General features: G+C 72.9%; 20 protein-coding genes. 7 read left to right on the top strand and 13 right to left on the bottom strand.

Going from position 1 to position 20,365, the window contains the following annotated elements; genetic code table 11:
- The first annotated feature begins 51 nt into the window (after nt 1-51).
- The 4 genes from AMK31_RS08285 to AMK31_RS08270 all read left to right on the top strand — a co-directional run bounded on the left by AMK31_RS08285 (nt 52) and on the right by AMK31_RS08270 (nt 3,467).
- Nucleotides 52-1,173, top strand: coding sequence for an amidinotransferase (locus AMK31_RS08285; RefSeq protein ID WP_073939724.1), 1,122 nt, complete (start codon nt 52-54; stop codon nt 1,171-1,173).
- A 119-nt stretch (nt 1,174-1,292) separates the two neighbouring features.
- A complete protein-coding gene (locus AMK31_RS08280) occupies nt 1,293-2,033 on the top strand; it encodes a sporulation protein (protein ID WP_073939723.1) in 741 nt (246 codons plus the stop codon).
- A gap of 7 nt (nt 2,034-2,040) precedes the next feature.
- On the top strand, nt 2,041-2,484 hold the full coding sequence (locus AMK31_RS08275) for a GNAT family N-acetyltransferase (RefSeq protein ID WP_073939722.1): 444 nt from the start codon (nt 2,041-2,043) through the stop codon (nt 2,482-2,484).
- Entirely contained in the window at nt 2,481-3,467 is a 987-nt protein-coding gene (locus AMK31_RS08270) for an endonuclease/exonuclease/phosphatase family protein (RefSeq protein ID WP_073939721.1), read from the top strand. Before AMK31_RS08275 ends, AMK31_RS08270 begins: the two co-directional genes overlap by 4 nt.
- 5 nt (nt 3,468-3,472) lie before the next feature.
- Here the strand turns inward: AMK31_RS08270 and AMK31_RS08265 are convergent, their stop codons facing one another.
- The 13 genes from AMK31_RS08265 to AMK31_RS08205 all read right to left on the bottom strand — a co-directional run bounded on the left by AMK31_RS08265 (nt 3,473) and on the right by AMK31_RS08205 (nt 16,612).
- Complete coding sequence (locus AMK31_RS08265; RefSeq protein ID WP_073939720.1) at nt 3,473-4,084, bottom strand: hypothetical protein; 612 nt, start codon at nt 4,082-4,084, stop codon at nt 3,473-3,475.
- Nucleotides 4,085-4,213: 129 nt separating this feature from the next.
- Nucleotides 4,214-5,623 carry a diacylglycerol/lipid kinase family protein gene (locus AMK31_RS08260; RefSeq protein ID WP_079186768.1) on the bottom strand — a complete coding sequence of 470 codons (1,410 nt, stop codon included), beginning with the start codon at nt 5,621-5,623 and terminating at the stop codon, nt 4,214-4,216.
- 102 nt (nt 5,624-5,725) lie between these two features.
- On the bottom strand, nt 5,726-6,961 hold the full coding sequence (locus tag AMK31_RS08255) for a cytochrome P450 (protein WP_073939718.1): 1,236 nt from the start codon (nt 6,959-6,961) through the stop codon (nt 5,726-5,728).
- A gap of 23 nt (nt 6,962-6,984) precedes the next feature.
- Nucleotides 6,985-8,376 (bottom strand): NAD(P)/FAD-dependent oxidoreductase, encoded by a 1,392-nt coding sequence (locus tag AMK31_RS08250; RefSeq protein WP_073939717.1) that lies wholly within the window; start codon nt 8,374-8,376, stop codon nt 6,985-6,987.
- Nucleotides 8,366-8,593: a ferredoxin gene (locus AMK31_RS08245; protein WP_073939716.1), complete on the bottom strand. Its 228-nt coding sequence runs from the start codon at nt 8,591-8,593 to the stop codon at nt 8,366-8,368. The genes AMK31_RS08250 and AMK31_RS08245 overlap by 11 nt, the downstream gene beginning before the upstream one ends.
- A 107-nt stretch (nt 8,594-8,700) precedes the next feature.
- Entirely contained in the window at nt 8,701-9,342 is a 642-nt protein-coding gene (locus tag AMK31_RS08240) for a hypothetical protein (RefSeq protein ID WP_073940121.1), read from the bottom strand.
- Nucleotides 9,343-9,427: 85 nt separating this feature from the next.
- Nucleotides 9,428-10,225: a GNAT family N-acetyltransferase gene (locus AMK31_RS08235; protein WP_079186767.1), complete on the bottom strand. Its 798-nt coding sequence runs from the start codon at nt 10,223-10,225 to the stop codon at nt 9,428-9,430.
- A gap of 89 nt (nt 10,226-10,314) precedes the next feature.
- Entirely contained in the window at nt 10,315-11,328 is a 1,014-nt protein-coding gene (locus tag AMK31_RS08230; RefSeq protein WP_073939715.1) for a zinc-binding dehydrogenase, read from the bottom strand.
- A gap of 83 nt (nt 11,329-11,411) precedes the next feature.
- Nucleotides 11,412-12,686 (bottom strand): hypothetical protein, encoded by a 1,275-nt coding sequence (locus AMK31_RS08225; protein ID WP_241842583.1) that lies wholly within the window; start codon nt 12,684-12,686, stop codon nt 11,412-11,414.
- A complete protein-coding gene (locus AMK31_RS08220) occupies nt 12,683-13,975 on the bottom strand; it encodes a bifunctional glycosyltransferase family 2/GtrA family protein (protein WP_079186766.1) in 1,293 nt (430 codons plus the stop codon). The genes AMK31_RS08225 and AMK31_RS08220 overlap by 4 nt, the downstream gene beginning before the upstream one ends.
- Before the next feature lie 149 nt (nt 13,976-14,124).
- Nucleotides 14,125-14,664, bottom strand: coding sequence for a hypothetical protein (locus AMK31_RS08215; RefSeq protein ID WP_073939714.1), 540 nt, complete (start codon nt 14,662-14,664; stop codon nt 14,125-14,127).
- 11 nt (nt 14,665-14,675) lie between these two features.
- Nucleotides 14,676-15,182, bottom strand: a complete 507-nt coding sequence (locus AMK31_RS08210; RefSeq protein ID WP_073939713.1) for a SigE family RNA polymerase sigma factor — start codon at nt 15,180-15,182, stop codon at nt 14,676-14,678.
- A gap of 116 nt (nt 15,183-15,298) precedes the next feature.
- Nucleotides 15,299-16,612 carry a cation:proton antiporter domain-containing protein gene (locus AMK31_RS08205; RefSeq protein WP_079186765.1) on the bottom strand — a complete coding sequence of 438 codons (1,314 nt, stop codon included), beginning with the start codon at nt 16,610-16,612 and terminating at the stop codon, nt 15,299-15,301.
- Between the two features lie 306 nt (nt 16,613-16,918).
- Here AMK31_RS08205 and AMK31_RS08200 point away from each other — a divergent pair, with 306 nt between their 5' ends.
- From AMK31_RS08200 to AMK31_RS08190, 3 genes are all read left to right on the top strand, one after another.
- Entirely contained in the window at nt 16,919-17,308 is a 390-nt protein-coding gene (locus AMK31_RS08200) for a hypothetical protein (protein WP_143204223.1), read from the top strand.
- 219 nt (nt 17,309-17,527) lie between these two features.
- Entirely contained in the window at nt 17,528-19,165 is a 1,638-nt protein-coding gene (locus AMK31_RS08195; RefSeq protein WP_073939711.1) for a sigma-70 family RNA polymerase sigma factor, read from the top strand.
- Between the two features lie 191 nt (nt 19,166-19,356).
- Nucleotides 19,357-20,007, top strand: coding sequence for a DUF4360 domain-containing protein (locus AMK31_RS08190; RefSeq protein ID WP_073939710.1), 651 nt, complete (start codon nt 19,357-19,359; stop codon nt 20,005-20,007).
- Nucleotides 20,008-20,365: the final 358 nt, after the last annotated feature.

Raw genomic sequence — 20,365 nt, 5'->3', positions numbered from 1 at the left:
TGTGGTGGCGGCGGTCTGCGGTGCCGCCGCCCGGACCGAAGGGCGCGTGTGATGGCGGCGCCCTCGGCCACGACCGCCGACCTCGTCGAACCGCTGGTCTCCCCGGTCAACTCCCACAACGAGTGGGACCCGCTGGAGGAGATCGTCGTGGGCCGTCTCGACGGCGCGACCATCCCCTCCAGTCATCCGGTCGTCGCCTGCAACATGCCGCCGTGGGCGGCCCGCGTGCAGGGGCTCGCCGCCGGCCACCGGTACCCGCGCGCGATGATCGAGCGCGCCCAGGAGGAGCTGGACCAGTTCATCGCCCTGCTGCGGTCGCTCGGCGTCACGGTCCGGCGCCCGGACCCCGTCGACCACCGGCAGCGTTTCAGCACGCCCGACTGGTCGTCACGCGGCTTCTGCAACACCTGTCCGCGCGACAGCATGCTCGTGATCGGCGACGAGATCATCGAGACCCCGATGGCCTGGCCGTGCCGGTACTTCGAGACCCACTCGTACCGCTCGATCCTCAAGGACTACTTCCGGCGCGGGGCACGCTGGACGTCGGCGCCGAAGCCGCAGCTGACCGACGCGCTGTTCGAGGAGGGGTTCCGCATCCCCCGGGACGGCGAGCCGATGCGCTACATCCTCACCGAGTTCGAGCCGGTGTTCGACGCGGCGGACTTCGTACGGGCGGGACGCGATCTGTTCGTCACGCGGAGCAACGTCACCAACCGGATGGGCATCGAGTGGCTGCGCCGCCACCTCGGACCCGCCTACCGCATCCACCAGATCGACAGCCGCTGCCGCACACCCATGCACATCGACACGACGTTCGTGCCGCTCGCCCCCGGCAAGGTGCTGATCAACCCGGAGTACGTGGACGCCGACCGCCTGCCCGGGATCCTGGACTCGTGGGACATCCTGGTCGCCCCGGAGCCGGAGCCCATCAGGGACCGCCTGCTCAAGGTCACCTCGATGTGCGGCCGGTGGCTCAGCATGAACGTGCTCATGATCGACGAAAGGCGGGTCATCGCGGAGCGGCATCACACCGGCATGCTGCGCGCGCTGGAGAAATGGGGCTTCGAACCGATCCCCTGCGACCTGCTGCACTACGCGGCGTTCGGCGGCTCGTTCCACTGCGCCACCCTCGACATCCGGCGCCGGGGCACGCTCCAGTCGTACTTCCCCTGAGCGGCCCCGGCCGCACGGCGGATCACGTTCGGGGCCGCCCCAGCCTCGATCTTCGTCCCGGCCGAGCGTAGGGTGCCCCGGAGAAGATCGTCGTGATCGTCCGGGGAGGGGAACCCGTCATGGCATTCCGCAAGTTCCTGAGTTCGCTCGGTATCAACGCCCCCGAGGTGGACACCGTGCTCGGCACCGCCGTCGTACGTCCGGGGGACGTGCTGGAGGCGACCGTCCACCTGCGCGGCGGCGGTGCGGACGTCGAGGTGGAGCGGCTGCGGCTGGACGTGGTGACGCGCGCGGAGGACCGCGAGCAGACCGAGACCGGCTGGGAGAACCCGCTGACGATCGTCTCGGCGGCCGTCGACGGCCCGCTGACCCTGCACGCGGGCGAGCACCGCACCGAGCGGATCGCCGTCCAGCTGCCGTGGGAGATGCCGCTCACCCATGTGCTGGGCGGCCGGTCGCTGCGGGGCGCGCGGGTGGCGGTGCGCACCGAGCTGGCCATCGACAAGTCCGTCGACAAGGGCGACTTCGACGAGTTCCAGGTGCACGCGCTGCCCGCGCAGGACGCGATCCTCCAGGCCTACGCCGACCTGGGCTTCCGCTTCGACGAGGCCGAGGTGAAGCTCGGCACGCCGAGGGGCGGGCAGAACTCGAAGGTCGGCTACTGGCAGGAGATCGAGACCTGGTTCCCGCAGCACTACGGCCGGGCCGGCCAGCTGGAGTCGGTGTTCGTGGCCCGTCCCGACTCGCTGGACCTGATCACCGGTTCGTCCGGCCCGCACCTGTTCGAGTACGCGGAACTGGACCAGGACGCCTGGACGAAGCGCATCGACGAGCACATGCGCACCACTTTCCTCCGCTGACGCGGTCATGGCGCACTGGGACATACGGCCGGCGTCGGCGTCGGACGTCGACGCCGTGGCCGAACTGCGCGCGACCGTGCTGCGAGCCGATCTGGAACGGCTCGGGCGGTACGACGCGCAGCGGGTGCGCCGACGGCTGCGCGACGGCTTCGACCCGGCCCACACCTGGGTGATCGAGGTCGGCGGCGCCTTCGCCGGGAGCGTGGCACTGCGCCCGGCGGAGGACGCCCACTGGCTGGAGCACTTCTACCTGGCGCCGCGCCTCCAGGGCTGCGGGATCGGTACGGCCGTGCTGCGCGCTCTCCTGGAGCGGTGCGACCGCGACGGTGTCCCCGTCCGGCTGAACGTGTTGCGGGGCAGCCCGGCCCGACGGCTGTACGAGCGGCACGGGTTCACGCTCGAGAGCGAGGATCCGGTCGACGTGTTCATGATGCGCGAGCCGGTCCGATGACCACCTCGGTGGCTCCGGGACCGGCGACCGGCCCGGCGCCGCGGCCCCGGTGGGCGTGGCGCCGGCGGCCGGGCCGGGTGCTCGCCGCGCTCTCGGTGCTGACGGCCGCGCTGCCGGCCTGCCACCGGGCGGTGCCCAACCGGGTGGGCCGGCTGGGCAGTCTGCTGGAGTCCTTCCTGCCGTGGCTCGGCCTGCTCGTCGTCCTGCTGTTCGTCCTGGCGTTGCTGCGCCGGTCCGCCCTGGCCCTGCTGGCCGTCCTCCTGCCGGTCGCGGCCTGGACGCACCTCTTCGCAGGCCTGCTCCTGCCCGCGGCGCGGCCCGGCCCGCACGACCTGGTCGTCGTCCAGCACAACGTCAGCGACGAGAACCCCGACCCGGAGGGCACGGCCCGCGCCCTCGCCGACGCCGGGCCCGACCTCATCGCGCTGCAGGAACTGCTGCCCGAGGCGCTGCCGCGCTACGAGAAGGCGCTCGCGCCGCGATACCCGTACCACGCGGTCCAGGGCACCGTCGGACTGTGGTCCAGGCATCCGATCAGCGGTGTACGCCCGCTCGACATCAAACCCGCCGGGATCGTGGAGCCGTGGGACCGCGGCCTGCGGACCGTGGTGCACACCCCGCGCGCCGACATCGCGGTCCACGTCGCGCACCTGCCCTCGGTCCGGGTCCGCGCGACCGGCCTCGCGTCCGCCCGGCGTGACGAGAGCGCCGCCCTGCTGGGCCGGGCCGTCGCCGCCGAGGAGCAGCGGACCGTCGTCCTGCTGGGCGACCTCAACGGCACGGTCGACGACCGCGGGCTGTCCCCGCTGACCTCGCGCATGAACGTGCCGGAGCGGGGCTTCGCCCTCAGTTTCCCCGCCGCGTTCCCGGTGGCCCGGATCGACCAGGTGATGGCCCGCTCGGCGACCGTCACCGGCATCCGCACGCTGCCCGAGACCGGCAGCGACCATCTGCCGGTCGCCGCCACCCTCACCCTCGGCTGAGCCGGTCAGTACCGCCCGCCCTCCGCGCCCGCGTCCCGGGCCAGCCCGAACAACGACCCGGCCGCGCCCGCGAGCGCGCCCGCGCACACGGCGGCGGTGTCGGGCGGTACGGCCATCCGCCGCAGCACACCGGACACGGCGTCCTCCAGCAGGTCGAACCGGGCGGCCACCAACCGTGGTCCCGCCGGACCACCCCGGCCGGGGTCGGCCATGACGGTCAGCACCTCGTGCGCACGGTGCTGAAGATCCGTGAGGGGCTGCCAGGCGTCGGCCTGCCGCCCGGTCGAACCCGGACCGGTCAGCAGCTCCCGCAGCCGGCGCCCGAGGTCCGCGTGCCACGCCGTCAACGCCCCGGCCGTCTCCGCGGCGAGACCGTCGAGGCACAGCCGTACGACGACCGCGCCCGTCGCGAGACCCACCGGCGCCGGACGCCTGCCTGCCGACACCCTCGGTGCGGGCGGCCGCGCGTTCCCGCCCAGGTAGTTGCGCAGCACCACGGGCATGACCTCGGCGGGAGGCGGATCGCCGTCGTCGGCGGGCACCAGCACCGCGCGCACGGGGGTGAGGCCGCGGGCGGCCTGCTCGGCGGCCGCACGGCAGGCGTGGTCGGTGGGCACGGGACGTACCGCTCCTCTCGCCGGTCTCCGGGCCACCGGCCCGGTCGGACGTCCAGGAACACGGCCGGCACCGGCGCCCGGTTCACCGCGACCCCGAACGGCAGGCCAGGCGGCCCCGGGAGCCGGGGCTCACCGCCGGTCCCACCCCTCGGCGCGGTACCGGACCGGCACGGCCGTACGGCCCACCGCGGCCGCCAGCTTCCGCAGCCGGCGCCAGTCCAGCCGGGGCGGCAGCTCGGGGACGCCGGGCCGTTCGCGGGGCACGCGGACGCGCAGCGCGCGGCGTTCGACACGGCAGCGGACCGGGGTGGGCAGGACCAGGGCCTCGCCGTCGAGACCGGCCTCCACCTCGGGCGCGTCCGCGTCGATGACCACCTCGTGGGACGTCGTCGTACTCATCCCGCGCGGATCCAGGATCAGTTCCGCCGCGTCGACCGCGCTGTCGACCTTCACGGTGACGACTCCGAGCCGCCCCGAGTCCAGCCGAGCGCGCCGGCCGAAGCCGAACGGGTCGTCCAGGCGGTAGGGGTTGTTGCTGACCAGGACGGCCTGCGGATCGGTGATCGTGCTGCGGCCGACGGTCGCCGTCAGACGCGGCCCCCGCTGCCGGGACAGCAGGTCGGGCAGCAGCTGCAGCGCCGTGCCCACCTTGTCGTCGCGGTAGCCGGGGCTCTGCACGACCGTCCCGTACACCCCGAACGAGGCGTTGTTGACGAACGGCCGGTCACCCGCGAAGCACAGGTCCACGTGCACTTCGACGCCGTCGCTGAGCGCGTCCAGGCAGGCGGCGGGGTCGTCGCGGTCCAGGCCCAGGTCCATCGCGAAGTGGTTGCGGGTACCGGCGGAGATCACCATGAACGGCAGCCCGTGCTCGGCGGCCACCGCCGCCACCAGGGCCTGGGTGCCGTCGCCGCCGCCGACGCCGAGGAGGTCGGCGCCGTCCGCGACCGCCTCCCGGGCCAGGGCGACCACGTCCTGCCGCTGCTCCGGGTCGAGCAGGATCACCCGCGCACCGAGCCGTTCGGCCTTCTCCCGCAGCCCGAACCGCTCCACCTTCCCGCCGCCGGAACGCGGGTTGAGCAACAGCACGGGCCGCTGCGGGGCCGGCGTGCGGTACTCCCTGGCACGGCTGGACCGAAGCCCCGTGGTGCGCAGCGCGTACCGGCCGCTCCACACGGCCGCCGACCACAGCAGCGCGGACACGATCACCACCCACCACAGGTTCGCCTGCGCGAAGAGGGTGACGACCGCGACGGGCGTGACCAGGCCCAGCGTCGCGGCGGCCATCCGCAGGACGCCCCGGCGCGACAGCGTCCACCACAGCGCGGCGCCGGTGACGGCCAGACCCGCCACGCCCACGACGAGCAGCACCAGACCGCCGATGCCCCCCTCCACCAGCGGCAGCGACAACGCCGCGGCGGCACACAGCAGCGCGGCCCTGGCCGCCCAGGCCTGACGTCTGTGCGCCCACTCCTTGACCACCGGTACCACTCGTCCCCTCCCGCCACGCCGCCGGACGGTCCCGGCGGTCGTCGTCATCGGACCACTTCCCGCTCACTCGCGGAGCAGTCGATCACCATGCCGGAAGCGATGCCGCCTCGGGCATCCGCAGACCTCGTCCTTCGAGCATAGGGGCCCTGCTCAGGGGCGGATCCCGTCGCAGGCGACGTGCAGATGCCGTGGTCCGCGTAGCACGGCGTTCTGCCGGTACGGCGGAGGGTCCTCCAGCAGACGGGGGTTCTCCAGCCTGCGGGCCAGCTCCGACAGGGCGAGCTGCGCCTCCAGCCGGGCGAGCGGCGCGCCGAAGCAGCTGTGGATGCCGCTGCCCAGTCCCAGGTGCTGGATGTCCCCACGGTCCGGGTCGAAGCGGTCCGGGTCCTCGAAACGCTGCGGGTCGCGGTTGCCGGACGCCAGGACCAGCCAGAGGGAGGCGCCCTTGGGGATGGTGACGCCGCGGACCTCGACGTCGGCGAGGGTGGTGCGCTGCGGCACCAGCTGCACCGGCGGCTCGAAGCGCAGCAGCTCCTCGACGACGGGCACGGCCAGCCGGGGGTCCTCGCGCAGCCGCCGCAGGACGTCGGGGTTGCGCAGCAGGGTCAGCATGCCGTTGGTGACGAGGTTGACGGTCGTCTCGTGTCCCGCGATCAGCAGCAGCGCGGCGGTGCTGAGCAGTTCCATCGTGGTCATCGTGCCGTCCGGGCTTTTGGCCGTGGCCAGCTCGGACAGCATGTCGTCCCCGGGGTTCCTGCGCCGCTCCTCGATCAGACCGGCCAGATACATGCCCAGCTGCATACGGGCGTCGTGCGCGCCCTTGCCCCGCTCGGCGGGATCCGCGTCCGGATCCGGGTCGAGGCTCGCGGCGATGGTGTCCGCCCAGGTGTGAAAGCGCGCCTCGTCCTCGCGCGGCACCCCGAGCAGCCGGCAGATCACCGTCACCGGGAACGGGTACGAGAACTGGTCCACCAGGTCGATGCGCCCCGGGTCGCCGATGCCGTCGATGAGGCCGGAGACGATGCCGTGCAGTTCCTCGCGCATCCCGTCGACGCGGCGGGGGCAGTGCGGCGGGCCGAACGACCGGTTCGTCATGCGCCGCAGCCGGTCGTGCTCCGGCGGGTCGAGCCGCAGGAAGCTCGGCGGCAGGGCGCCGTCGTCCTGCGCGGGCTCGGCCAGCGGGTCGTGGGCGGTCGACGCCAGGTTCCGCGCGTCGGAACTGATCCTTGGATCGTGCAGGAGACTGCGGATCTCGTAGTAGGTGCTGACGACGTACGGCCCGTCGTCCTCGTGGTGGACGGGCGTCTTCCGCAGCTCTTCGTAGATCGGGTACGGATTCGCCCGGTTGGCGAAGTCCAGGATCCGGTGCAGCGGGGATGGTGTCATGGCGAGTCCTCGGGCCGTGCGGGTCAGTGCGCGGGAGTGAACGTCATCCGGCGGTCGGCCGGCGAGTATCCGCTGAGGGTCACAGTGGGACCGTGGGTGGGGACCGACGGGTCGGGGAAGTCCGCGGCGACCGGCCGCTGGCCGTCCGAGCGCCGGTCGACCGTCGGGAACTGCGGCGGGAACGGCGCGGTGCGTTCGATCAGCTCCTGGTAGAACGGCAGCCACCGGGCATGGTCGAAGGCGACCGCGCCGATGACGCGGCCCTGGTAGCCGTAGACGGCGACGAACCGGTGATCCTCCAGCGACCCCTGGGTGACGAGGAGTTCCGTCCCTAGGGACGGCACCCCGACCGACTTGATGTTGACTCCGAACTGCGAGGACCAGAACGCGGGCACCTCCATGTGGGGGAGGCGGTCGGTGCTCTCGCTGAGCATGTTGTGCGCCGCGATGTCGGCCTGGGACACCGCGTTGCCCCAGTGCTCCAGCGACAGGAACTGGTAGCCGAACAGGGGGTGCGGACAGCGGGCGACGTCGCCCGCCGCGTAGATGTCGTCGGTCACGATCCCCCGGAAGTCGAAGGCGCGGCAGCCGGCGTCGCAGGCGATGCCGCGGGGCCCGGCCCCGAGCCCCGACCCGGCGAGCCAGTCGGTGTTGCGCCGGGCGCCCAGCGAGACGATCACCACGTCGGTCTCCACCGTGGAGCCGTCGGACAGCTGCGCGGCCCGCACCCGTCCCGAGGCGTCGCCCTCCAGAGCGGTCACCATGACACCGCACCGCAGGTCCACACCGTGCTCCCGCTGGAGTTCGGCGGCGACCGAGCCGACCACCCCGCCGAGCGCGCCGACCAGGGGCGCCGAGCCGCGCTCGGCGACGGTGACGGAGAGGCCGCGTTCACGGCAGGCCGACGCGATCTCCGAGCCGGTGAACCCGGCCCCGATGACCAGGACCCGTTCGGGCCCCTCGGCCAGCCGCCGCGCGAGCGCGGCACCGTCGTCGCGGGTGCGCAGCACGAAGACCCCGTCGAGTTCCGCCTCGGCCTCGCGTGGCCAGGGCCGCGCCCGCACACCGGTGGCGATCAGCAGCCGGTCGTACGGCACCTCGTCGCCGTCGGCCAGCCGCACCCGCCTGGCCGCCATGTCCAGGCCGGTGGCCGCGACGCCGAGCCGCCAGGTCGCGTCGACGGAGCGGCGCCTGGGCAGCGCGGTGCGGTCGGCGGCCGCCCTGCCCAGCAGCACCTGCTTGGACAGCGGGGGCCGGTCGTACGGCTCGTGGGGCTCGTCGCCGATCATCGTCAGTGAGCCCGTGAAGCCCTTCTCCCGCAGGGTCTCCGCGGCGCGCAGGCCCGCGAGCGAGGCGCCCACGACGACGATGCGGCCTTCCCGCTTGAAGCGCTCCAGGGATCCGTCACCGAACACCGGACACCGCCTCGGCCGGCGCGTCCACCGAGTCGACCAGGATGGCCTGCACGGGGCAGGCCGCGGCGGCCTGCGTCAGCTTGCCGCGCTGCGCCTCGTCGGCGTCCGGGTCGTAGAGCAACGCCTCCTCGCCGTGCATGGTGAAGACGTCGGGGGCGAGGAAAGCGCACTGGGCGTACCCCTGACAGCGGTTCAGGTCGACGGAAATCCGTACCAAGGGATCGGTCCTCTCCGGTGGATCGGCTGCCCCCACGGACCACCCTCGGGTGGCGCGGGGACCGCGGCGACGCGGCGGACGCCGTTGGAGTGAGCGGCGCGGCCGGCTCAGGCCGGGCCGGCGGACTGCCGTAGGCCAGTGGGACGCCGGCCCCGCAGGATGTGCAGGCTGACGACCAGCGCCCACGCCGGGAAGACCAGTTCGGACCAGGGCAGGCTCGAGCCCACCACGAGCAGGATCAGCCCCGCCAGGTAGCCGAGGACCACGAGCGGGCGCGGCAGCACGCCGAGCCGCCGGCCGATCGTCGACGTCGTGATGACGAACACCGCCGCCATCCGCATGGCGTACGTGGTCAGCAGGGCGTACGCGAACTGGCGGCCGAAAGGCGGGTCCTGCTCGCCCTCGTCGAGCACCGTGCCGGCCGCCGCGCCACAGCCGAACAGGGTGGCCACGAAGATCAGACCACTGCCCAGGAACACGGTGGCGACGAACCGGTCCTCTCCCGCACCAGCCTGCTCGCGCAGGGCCCCCATGAACCACAGGAAGGCGATTCCGGCGAACGGCAGCAGTTCCAGCGCCGTCCGCACGGAGTCACGCTGCCCGCCGTCGACGGCGACGCCGTCCCCCTCGGCCCCGCCGGGCAGGGCGAGACGCACCAGAACGATCGCCGCGGCCATCAGCACCGCGAACACCACTCCGGCGATTCCGGCGGCACGGGGGGTCCCGAGGCGCTCTCCCTGCTGCTCCATGGTCATTCGCCCTCCGGCCGCACGTCTTTCGTCCAGAGACGCGCGATCCGGCCGCTCGCGCCACCGGGGCCACCCGAGCGGCGTATCAGCCCAGGCCGTAGAAGCCCATGGGCGAGTTCGGCCGGAAGCCGATGCGCGGGTAGACGGGCGCCCCGGCGGCGGTCGCGTGCAGGGTCGCGCGGGTCAGTCCGGTGGCCCGGGCGCCCTCGTACAGCGCCTTCCGCGTCACCGCCTCGCCGTATCCCCTGCGCTCCCACCGGGGGTCCGTGGCCACGAGCACGACGAACAGCCGGCCGTCTGCCGCCACCGTCGCGGCGCACGTCACCGGGACGTCGCCCCGCATCCCCAGATAGGCGTGCACCTCCTCCTTCCACAGCGCCGAACCGGCGAGCCCGTCGCGCCCGTCCTCCAGGGGAAAGCCGTACGCGCGTGAATTGAGGTCCGCGTACGCGCGCAGCTGTTCGTCGGTGCGGACCCGGACGAACGTGAGGTCGGGGTGGGCCGGCTCGGGCAGGGGCAGCAGGTCCCCGGCCATGCCGGTGCCCGGGAACGCGTAGGCGAGGCCCGCTCGTTCGGCCGCCGCGGGGAGGGCCGCGCGCGCCTCGGTGCCGAGCAGGTCCTCGAACACCCACAGGAAGCCCGGATGCCTCTTCGCGCGCATGATCTCCGCCGCCTCGCCCAGCCGCCGCTCCACCAGCGCCGCGTCCGCCCCCACCTCGGTCAGCGTCACGCAGTTCCAGAACGCGAACCGGCAGTCCGCCCAGCGCACCGCGATGCCCGGGAGATCCCGGACGTCGGCGTCCGCATCCCTGTCCAGCACCATGGCACGCCAGACCGTCGCCAGCTGCTCCATCGATTCGACCGAGTCCGCGAGATCCGCCACCGTAACTCCTCTGATCGTCGAGTGCTCCGCACAACCGTGCAGGAGTCCTAACGACCGGGGCGGGCCCCGCGGGCGACGCGTTCCGGCCGTCAGGGGCGCAGAATCAGGCGGATCGGGTCGCCCGCCTTCTTCTCCAGCCGCTCCACCGCCTCCGCGGCCCGCGCCAGGGGCAGTACGCCGCTGACGGACCCGGAGAAGTCCAGCCGCCCGCCGTTCACCAGTCGCAGCAGCTGCGGCAGCGCCACCGGCATGTCGGAGCCGTAGTGGCCGAGGATCCGCTGCTGGAGGTAGCTGAAGCGGGTGCCGTGCGTGACGGTGAGCGGCTGGTTCGTCAGCCCCACGAGGACGAGGCGCCCCTTGGGCGCGAGAACGGTGAGCGCCTGTTCGCGCACCGCCGGCACGCCCGCGAAGTCGAAGGCGGCGGCGAGCCCGAGCCCGCCGGTCGCCCCGGCCACCGTCGTGCGCAGGTCCGGGTCGGCGGAGTCGAGCGCGAGATCGGCACCGGCGGACAGCGCCCGCTCCCGGGCGGCCGCGCTGGGGTCCACGGCGACGATCGGGCACGCCCCGACGGCCCGCAGCAGTTGCACGGCGTGCACGCCGAGACCGCCGACGCCCCACACGCCCACCGCCTCGGCGGGCCGGACCTCGCCGGTCACGGTGATCGCGCCCCACGGCGTGGACACGGCGTCCGGGATGATCGCCCCCTGCTCGAAGGGGATGGTGTCGGGCAGCGCCGTCATCGCGTCCGCGGACGACAGGGCGTACTCGGCCCAGCCGCCGTCGTAGTCGACGCCGCGGGTGTGGACGACACCGTCGCGCAGCTCGCCCGCGTGCAGCACGACGCGCTGTCCCGGTGTCCACGCGGTGACCCCCTCGCCGGTCTCGGCGACGGTGCCGGACACCTCGTGGCCGAGGGTGACGGTGTCGCCGTCCAGCAGGAGAGGACTGAGCGTGCCGTCGATCAGGTGGACGTCGGACAGGCAGACACCGGCCGCCGCCACCTTCACCAGCACCTCCCCGGGCCCCGGCTGGGGGCGGGGCACCTCCTCAAGGCGCAGGGCGCGGCTCGGAAGGTGCAGGCGGGCGGCGAGCATCTGCTCCATGACGTCACTCCCTCGGTGCCGTGGCGAAGCCCGCGCGACCGTCGCGGGCCCGCCCTGCGGGGGACCGTACCGGCCGGGCCCGGCTACGGCACCCCGAGTTCGAAGAGTGCGTACCCGGCGTACGAGCCCGAGGCCAGCGCCGCGACGCCGAGCAGCACGGCCAGCGACGGACGGGTGAGGCGGCGCAGACCGACGGCGACCGGGACGAACAGCGGGAAGAGGGGGAGCAGATAGCGCGAGACGTTGGCGAAGTACTGCTGCGTGCTCATCACCATGGCGAAGGACACGACCGTGTAGACGACGAGCACGGCCGGCGGGCGCAGCTGGAGCAGCAGCACGGTCAGCACCGGCACCAGCAGCACCACACCCACCCCGATCAGATCCGGGAAGGGCATCGCGAAGAGATAGTCGAAGTGACCCACCGGAACGGACGTGAGCACGTCGAGGGAATGCCGGCCATAGTCGAACTTGTGGGCCCAGGCGCCGTCCTGGAGCTTGGAGTAGCCGTTCCAGTCGCCCATGCGGTAGCCGACCCAGGCGAGATACCCGGCCAGGCCCAGCGGGGAGATCGCCACCGCGACGAGCGGGCGGACCCAGCCGTCCTTGCGGTGGCGCAGGACGGCCACCAGCGCGGCGACGCCGAGGGCGGCGATCAGCGCGACGGCGGTGGGGCGGCTGAGCCCGGCCGTGAAGGTCAGCACACCGGCGGTGAGCCAGCGGCGGGTCATCACGGCGTAGCAGGCCCAGGCGGCGAGCGCCACGTACACGGACTCGGAGTACACCGACCACTCCGACCCCGAGCCGGGCCACACCGCCCACAGGCCGACGGCGATCAGCCCGGCCCGGCGGCCGGCGAGGTGGCTGGTCACGGCGTGGATGCCGAGCGCCGCCACGAAGGAGGAGAGGACCGAGACGGTCATGCCCGCGCCGTACGGGCCGAGGCCGGTGCACTCGGAGACCAGGCGCATCAGCGCCGGGTACAGCGGGAAGAACGCCGCCGAGTTGCCCTCCAGGGTGATCAGTCCGGTGGCGTTGCGGACCGGCTCCAGGGCGGGGTCGTAGCCGTTCAGGACTATCTGCTGGTACCACCAGCCGTCCCAGCTGCCCAGCACGTCCCAGACGTGGGCCCCGCCGCCGAACCGCGGGTGCTTCTTGCGGAAGTCGCCCGCCGAGTCCAGCAGGTACATGAAGACGGCGAAGCCCGCCAGCTTCAGCACGCCGTACGTCGCCAGCACCGGCCCGTGGTGCGCCGCGGCCCGGCGCAGGCGCCGCCGCAGGTCCGGCTCGTCGGCACGGCGGTCGGTTTCATCGCCGCCGGAGGTGTGCGGATCGGCCGGAAGGGCCGGGGCGGTGGTCATGAGGTGGTCTGTCCTGTCGTACGGCGGGAATGGCGGGCGGGGAAGACCCAGGCCCGGAAGAGGAGGAAGCGCAGCAGGGTCGCGGCCAGGTTGGCGGCGATCAGCGTGGCGGTCTCCACCCGGCGGCCGGCCCCGGGGGTGGTGTGGTGCAGCAGGGCGAGCGAACCGCTGGTGACGGCCAGTCCGAACAAGAAGGCGGCCAGGCCCTTGAGCTGGTGGCGCACGGCACTGGTACGGCCCCGGATGCCGAAGGTGAGGCGGCGGTTCACGGCGGTGTTGGCGACCGCGCTGATCAGCAGGGCGAGCGCGTTGGCGGCCTGGGCCCCGGTGGCCGGCCGCAGGGCGGTGTACAGCGCCAGGTAGAACAGGGTGCTGGCGACGCCCACCGCGGCGAACCGCAGCAGCTGCGGGAGCAGTCCGGGCGGCAGCTCCGGGCCGTCGAGCGGGTCCTCGCTGCGGTGCAGCGCGGACAGCGGCAGCCGGCCGCGGGCCAGGGCCCGGCCGAGCCGGGCCATGCCCCGCAGGTCGGCCAGTGCCGTGGACACGATCCGCACCCGGCTGTCGGGGTCGTCCACCCAGTCGACCGGCACCTCGTGGATCCGCAGCCCGGCGCGCTCGGCTATCACCAGCAGTTCGGTGTCGAAGAACCACGCCTGGTCCTCCACCAGCGGCAGCAGCCGCTCGGCGACGTCCCGCCGCACCGCCTTGAACCCGCACTGCGCGTCGGAGAAACCGACGGCGAGCGTGCCGCGCAGCAGCGTGTTGTAGCAGCGCGAGATGAACTCCCGTTTCGGGCCGCGCACCACCCGGGAGCCGCGGGCCAGCCGGGTGCCGATCGCGATGTCCGAGTGGCCCGATATGAGCGGCGCGACCAGCGGCAGCAGCGCCGCGAGGTCGGTGGACAGGTCCACGTCCAGATAGGCCAGCACCGGGGCGGAGGAGCGCGACCAGGCGGCGTGCAGGGCCCGTCCCCGCCCCTTCTCGTCCAGCCGGATCCAGTCGGTGTCGGGCAGTTCCGCGACCAGCCGGGCCGCGATCCGCGGAGTCCGGTCCGTGCTCGCGTTGTCCGCGATGGTGATCCGGAACGGGTACGGAAAGGTTTCCGCAAGGTGGGCGTGGAGGCGCCGCACACACGGCTCCAGGTCGTTCTCCTCGTTGAACACGGGGACGACCACGTCCAGCACGGGATCCGGATGATGCGCGGGCAGCGGCGCGCGGCGCGGCAGCGCTGCCGGGGCCGGTTCGGACGTCCGGCGGTCTGTGCGGGCGGACTGCCCTGCGGTCTTCATGGCTGGTTCACAGTTTCTTTCCGGCCCGTGGCACGCCCGCGGGCGCCCAGGGGTGACGACTGGGGGAGAGGTGGAGCCCGGCTTGCGCGGTGGCGTACCACGGGCCGGTGGAACGGACGGAGCCCCTGCCGGGGCGACGCGGGGCCGTTCTAGGTCGACTCCGCGTGGACACTCACCGACGGGGACGCCTCCTGCGTGCGTTCGGGGGCCGACGGCGTCGCCGTGGGCGTCGGCGGAGGCGGCGGCTCCGACGACGGGGGCGGCGCCGACACCGTCCGGCCCCCGGAGCCCGTCGACGAGGGCGGGACGGTGGCCGGGGGCGTCGTCCCCTCGGGCGTCGCGCCGCCGCTCCCGGTCACGGGCGGAGTGGTCGACGGGGGAACGGACGGGGTGACGCTCGGCTCGGGGGGTCGGCTGGCGGGTTCCGTGGTGGCCGAGGGGCGGGGACTGGTCGCCGGCAGCGGCCGGGGCTCGGCGGGCTGCGCCCGGGTCAGCACGCCGGGCAGCACCGCGAGCGCGATGCTCAGTCCGGCCACCGCCACGGCGGAGCCGCCCGCCCGCCACAGCAGCCGGACGCGGCGTTCGGCCCGGATGCCCTCGTGCAACCGCTGCCGGTGCGGGGGCTCGAAGGGGGTGTACTGCCGGGTGTCGCGCATCAGCTGCGCCAGCTCCCGCTCGAAGTCGTCCATGGCGTCTCCCTTCACCCCACGGCCCTGACGGTCTCGGAAAGGATCTGACGCAGCCGGGCGACTCCCCGTGAGGCGTGCGAGCGGGCGGTGCCCACCGGGCAGCCCAGCGCCTGAGCGACCTGCGAGTCGGGCAGATCCTCGCAGTAGCGCAGCACCACCGCGGCCCGCTGCTTCGGCGTCAGCAGCGCCAACGCCGCCTCCAGACGGGACCGTTCGGCGACGTCCGACGACACGTCCCCGGGGCCGGGCCGGTCGGGCAGCTCGTCGACGGGCCGCTCACCCCACCACCGTCGCCGGGCCGACCGCGCCGCCGTCCGCACGAGGACCTGGCGGACGTACGCCTCCGGGGCCTGATCCGCGACCTTGGGCCAGGCGAACCACAGCTTGACCAGGGACTCCTGCACCAGGTCCTCGGCCCGCTGCCGGTCGCCGCCGGTGAGGAGTCGCGCGACGTGGAGCAACGCCGACCACCGGGCAGCGACGAAGTCGTCGAAGCCCTCTGCCCGAAATCGCTGCATCCTCACCGTCCCACCCCTGATGAATCCTTACACCCTGGTAAAGGCGCTGGACACCGCACAGCGCTGCACCCGGGAGTTGTGATCCATCTCACGGTGGCCGTTGGGCGTGTCGGCGGTCACACCTCCTTGACGGCCGGCTCGGCGGCAGGTCCGTAAGCGGCGCGTCCCGGTGTCCTGCCGGACTCGGCGGAGTCGGCGGAACCGGTGGGGCCCGCGGGATCGTTCCCGGTGGGGCGGCCCAGGAGCCGGCTCAGCAGGGGGCCCGCCATCGCGGTCGTCACCACGGCCATGACGACCATCAGCGAGTAGAGCTCCTGGCCGATGATGCCCAGTTGCAGACCCACGTTCAGGACGATCAGCTCCGTCAGGCCGCGGGTGTTCATCAGGGTCGCCAGCGCGGCGGACTGGCGCACCGGCATCCGGTTCAGGCTGGCTGCGGTGAAGGCGCCGGCGAACTTGCCGCCCACGGCCACCAGAAGGATCAGCCCGAGGTCGCCGAGCCCGCTCGCGTCGAGCCCCGACAGGTCGACCTGGAGGCCGGCCACCAGGAAGAACACCGGCAGCAGCAGGGTGTTGCTCATCTGGCCGAGGCGTTCGTGCACCGCGCCGCGGAGCCGTTCGGTGCCGGTGCGCGGGAGGATCACGCCGAAGAGGAACGCGCCGAAGATGTAGTGCAGGCCCAGCCACTCGGTGGCGGCGGCGGACAGCAGCAGGCCCGCCAGTATGCAGGCGAACAGGGTCGGAGTCAGCCCGCCGGCGGTACGGCGGCCCATGACCCGGTGCAGCAGAGGGCGCAGCACGAAGAGCATGCCCAGCAGATAGGGGAGGGCCAGCAGGATCCGCCACTGGTCGGGGCCGGCCGAGCCGCTGATGGCGACCACGGCCGCGAGCAGCGACCAGGCGAGGACGTCGTCGATCGACGCGCACGCTAGAGCCAGCACACCCAAGGGGGTGCCCGCCATGCCCCGGTCGGTGAGGATGCGGGCCAGCACCGGGAAGGCGGTGATCGACATGGCGATGCCCATGAACAGCATGAACGCCGTCCGGTCCGCGGTGCCGTGGTCCCGCATCAGATACAGCGCCAGTGCCGCGCCGAGGCCGAACGGCAGCAGGATGGAGCTGAACGACACGCTCGCGGCGAGGCTCCCGCTGCCCCGTATCAACCCGGCGTCCCACTCCAGGCCGACGAGGAACATGAACACCGCGACGCCGACCGCGGCCAGCGCGCCGAGCAGGGGCCGGACGCTGTCCGGGAAGAACACGCCGGAGACCGCCCCGTGGAACAGGCTCGGCCCGAGCGCGACACCCGCCAGGACCTCACCGATCACGGCGGGCTGACCGAACCGCCTGGCCAGCGCGCCCAGCAGCCGGGCCAGCAGGACGACGACGGCGAGACTGATCAGAAGTGACGTGGTCTGATGCGCGTTCATACGATCGGTCTCCGTCCGTCGGTCCGTTGTGGCTGTGAGCCGGAAGACGATCCAGGCGCAGGCCAGCCCGAGGCGATCCTTGCCGCGGCGCCCGTGCCGCGAACGCGGAGAGACGCGACGGCCGGAGCAACGGAAGCGTGCGAGGGCGCATGTCACCCGCGCATGTCACCCGCGCATGTCACCCGCGCGTGCCACGCCGATGTCCTGGCGGCCCCCTCCGCGCCTCCGCCCGCGGGCGTGGATGGCCACCGAGGGGACGCACCGGTTAATCTCCGCAGGCCCCAGCGCTATGAGGAGTGGACCCAGGTGAAGACAGCGAGAGCGGCCGAGATGCCCCGGCAGGTCCGCGCGGCCCAACTGCTGCTGTACGTCCTGGGCGTGAGCGGCCTGATCGTCGTACTCGCACTGTCGGACGGCATGTCGTCCTACGGTCTCGGCGAGTTGATGGCTCCCTGGCTGCTGGTCTGGCTGTGCGCGCTGCTCGCCCTCACCTACGAGGGCAGCGCGAAGGGCGGGATCCGGCTGACGACCATCGTGGTGATGGTGTTCGTCCTGCTCGGCTCGGCCGGCGAGGTGGCGGACGCCGCGACGCCCGGAGAGTTCCTGGACGCGGCACTGCGCATCGCGCTCGGGCTGCCCGTGGTCGTCTGCCTCTTCCTGCCGGAGGCGACGGACTGGTTCGAGCGGGAGCGGTGACGTCCCTCTCCTGCGCGGATGCCGTTCGGCAGGGTGCCCGCCGACGAGGTGAACGAGCGGTAGGCGCCCTGCCGGTGTGATGTTCCCCATTGCGCCGGGGGACCGGCACCACGAGTCTCTCGTGGAACACGCGTCCGAAGAATTGTTATCCCAGGCTCACCGAGCGGTCTCCCATGTGAAGGACAGCATCGTTCGGCGTCGAGGACAGGGAAGTTTGTGATGAGTACAGAGCGCACCACGGAGTCGGCCGCACTGGTGACCGCTGCCCGAAGCGGCGATCCGCAGGCCCAGGACGCCCTGGTCGGCGCGTACCTCCCGCTGGTCTACAACATCGTGGGGCGGGCTCTGAACGGCTCCGTCGACGTCGACGACGTGGTGCAGGAGACCATGCTGCGGGCCCTCGACGGGCTGGGCGGGCTGCGTGCTCCCGAGAACTTCCGGCCCTGGCTCGTGGCCATCGCGATGAATCAGGTGCGGGCGCACTGGCAGGCCCGGCAGTCCGCCCCGGGCGGCGTGGAGGAGGCCGAGGAACTCGCGGACCCCGGCGCCGACTTCGTCGACCTGACCATGGTGCGGCTCCAGCTGTCCGGCCAGCGCCAGGAGACCGCCCGTGCGACACGCTGGCTGGAGCCCGACGACCGGGGACTGCTGTCGCTGTGGTGGCTGGAGTGCGCCGGTGAGCTGACCCGCTCCGAGGTCGCCGCCGCCCTCGAGCTGTCGCCCCAGCACACGGCGGTCCGGGTGCAGCGGATGAAGGCGCAGCTGGAAGCGGCCCGGGTGGTCGTGCGGGCGCTCGACGCGCGGCCGCGATGCGAGGAACTGGGCGGATTGCTGGCCTCCTGGGACGGTCGGCCCTCGGCGCTGTGGCGCAAGCGAATAGCCCGGCACGCCCGTGGCTGCGCCCGCTGCTCGGGTCTGTGGACCGGGCTGATGCCCGCGGAGGGGCTGCTCGCCGGCCTGGCACTGGTCGCCGCCACGCCCGCACTGCTGGACCGAGTGCTCGCCGCGTCCGGCGGGACGGCCCCGGTCGCCTCCGCGTCCCGGCTGGGCGGCTCCGGAGGCGACGGCGGATCGGCGGCCGGGCACCGCGCCGCGTCCGGCCGGACGGCCTCCCGCAGCCAGGTGCGCCGACACCGCCGCGTACGGCGCCGGATCGTCGCCGGGGCCGTCGTGGCGGCCTGCGTCGCCGGCGGAGGCGGCCTGTGGTACTTCGGCTCGGACTCCGACGCCGAGCCCGAGGACGTGACCGCCGCGCGCACCGCCGGCGCCCCCGCGGTCGACATCTCGGCGCCCAGGACCGCCGAGACGTCCGCGTCGCCCTCCGCGTCCCCGTCGCCGTCCGCGTCCCCGTCGAAGAAGGCGAAACCCTCCAAGAGCCCGACCCCCACCAAGAAGGCCGAGCCGGCGCCCCGGCCGTCCTCCCCACGGCCGACCCGTACCCAGTCCAGCGCCCCGCAGACGCAGGCGGCGCCGACGGGCACCGTCGGGCAGGTGGTCGCCCTGGTGAACAAGGAGCGGGCGGCAGCCGGCTGCGGTCCGCTCACGGAGGACGCACAGCTGAACCGGGCCGCGCAGGGCCACTCGGACGACATGGCCGCCCGGAACTTCTTCGACCACACCAACCCGGACGGCGCCGATCCTGGGCAGCGCACCACCGCCGCGGGCTACCAGTGGTCCACGTACGGGGAGAACATCGCCCGCGGCCAGCAGACCCCGCAGGCGGTGATGGAGTCCTGGATGAACAGCCCCGGTCACCGCGCCAACATCCTCAACTGCTCCTTCAAGGACATCGGCGTGGGCGTCCACGAGGGCTCGGGCGGACCTTGGTGGACGCAGAACTTCGGCGCCAAGCAGTGACATCACGGCGGCACCCGGGCGTGTGAACGGGCCGGGGTGAATGGCCGAAGTCGCCCCTGGGCGGGGCGCGGACGGCTCCCTACGATGCGACCGCCCCGGCTCTTCACAGCAACTTCATTGCTCCTTCACAGAAATGTGCCGCGGAGCCGGGCGCATCCACCCCCCACCGATCCGAACGAAGGGGAGAGACCATGACAGGTGGGCTGCTCCTGAGCGGTGCTACCGCCGCTCTCGTCGCCACCGTGCTGCCCGCGCACAACCCGTCCACCGGGTTCGTCGACCCGCCCCCGGACAAGATCGTCATCAATGTCGCCACGGTCAACGGCTCCGGCTGCCCCGCCGGCACCGCGGCCGTCGCCGTCTCCGAGGACAACACCGCCTTCACGGTGACCTACAGCGAATACCTCGCCCAGGCCGGCGGCGGCTCCGACCCCACGGCGTTCCGCAAGAACTGCCAGCTCAACCTGGTCGTGCACGTCCCGCAGGGCTTCACGTACGCCATCGCCAGCGCCGACTACCGGGGCTTCGCCTCGCTCCAGCCCGGCGCCAGCGCCGTCCAGCGGGCCTCGTACTACTTCCAGGGCTCGTCGCAGACGGCGTTCAAGAACCACCCGCTGTCGGGCGCCTACGACGACAACTGGCAGGCCACCGACGTCACCGACTGGGCGCAGCTCGTCTGGGCGCCGTGCGGTGTCCAGCGCAACTTCAACATCAACACGGAGATCCGCGTCAACGCGGGCACGACGTCGGCGGACAAGGTCAGCTTCATGACGATGGACTCGACCGACGGCGACATCAGCACCGTGTACCACATGGCGTGGAAGGAGTGCCCCGGCAGGTGACACAGGGGCCGCCCGCCCGCCGGGCGGCCTTCTGATCTGACGTGCCGTGAATAACGTTTGCGGGGCGCTGAGTTGTTTGACCGTCAGAGAGAGCGGCTGTATTCATATCGTCACTCTCCGCTGTTGATCACGGGGCGATCTCGCTTGACAGTCCGGTGACGCACGGTATTAGCTAGGTGGCGAGTTGATCACGGGCACGGGGGACCTAGTGCGCCGTGCGACACGGGGGATGAAAGGTTACGTCCACAAGGACGGCCGACGGTATTTCGGTTACCGAGCGCCGGCCTCTGCGACGCATTTCTCCGCATTTCCTGCTGTGCATTGTCGACCCCCCGTCCGGTTGTAAGACCGTTGAGAT

It is taken from the genome of Streptomyces sp. TSRI0107, assembly GCF_001905845.1.
Classification (GTDB): domain Bacteria; phylum Actinomycetota; class Actinomycetes; order Streptomycetales; family Streptomycetaceae; genus Streptomyces.
Note: the sequence above shows the minus strand (reverse complement) of the source record. Positions and strands in the feature narration are given on the sequence as shown.

Coding starts and splice junctions, on each gene's coding strand:
- AMK31_RS08220 (WP_079186766.1), bottom strand. CDS start 13,975: ATGAAGACCGCAGGGCAGTCCGCCCGCACAGACCGCCGGACGTCCGAA.
- AMK31_RS08260 (WP_079186768.1), bottom strand. CDS start 5,623: ATGACGACGACCGCCGGGACCGTCCGGCGGCGTGGCGGGAGGGGACGA.
- AMK31_RS08205 (WP_079186765.1), bottom strand. CDS start 16,612: ATGAACGCGCATCAGACCACGTCACTTCTGATCAGTCTCGCCGTCGTC.
- AMK31_RS08280 (WP_073939723.1), top strand. CDS start 1,293: ATGGCATTCCGCAAGTTCCTGAGTTCGCTCGGTATCAACGCCCCCGAG.
- AMK31_RS08190 (WP_073939710.1), top strand. CDS start 19,357: ATGACAGGTGGGCTGCTCCTGAGCGGTGCTACCGCCGCTCTCGTCGCC.
- AMK31_RS08240 (WP_073940121.1), bottom strand. CDS start 9,342: ATGGAGCAGCAGGGAGAGCGCCTCGGGACCCCCCGTGCCGCCGGAATC.
- AMK31_RS08225 (WP_241842583.1), bottom strand. CDS start 12,686: ATGACCACCGCCCCGGCCCTTCCGGCCGATCCGCACACCTCCGGCGGC.
- AMK31_RS08285 (WP_073939724.1), top strand. CDS start 52: ATGGCGGCGCCCTCGGCCACGACCGCCGACCTCGTCGAACCGCTGGTC.
- AMK31_RS08275 (WP_073939722.1), top strand. CDS start 2,041: ATGGCGCACTGGGACATACGGCCGGCGTCGGCGTCGGACGTCGACGCC.
- AMK31_RS08255 (WP_073939718.1), bottom strand. CDS start 6,961: ATGACACCATCCCCGCTGCACCGGATCCTGGACTTCGCCAACCGGGCG.
- AMK31_RS08215 (WP_073939714.1), bottom strand. CDS start 14,664: ATGGACGACTTCGAGCGGGAGCTGGCGCAGCTGATGCGCGACACCCGG.
- AMK31_RS08270 (WP_073939721.1), top strand. CDS start 2,481: ATGACCACCTCGGTGGCTCCGGGACCGGCGACCGGCCCGGCGCCGCGG.
- AMK31_RS08230 (WP_073939715.1), bottom strand. CDS start 11,328: ATGGAGCAGATGCTCGCCGCCCGCCTGCACCTTCCGAGCCGCGCCCTG.
- AMK31_RS08210 (WP_073939713.1), bottom strand. CDS start 15,182: ATGCAGCGATTTCGGGCAGAGGGCTTCGACGACTTCGTCGCTGCCCGG.
- AMK31_RS08195 (WP_073939711.1), top strand. CDS start 17,528: ATGAGTACAGAGCGCACCACGGAGTCGGCCGCACTGGTGACCGCTGCC.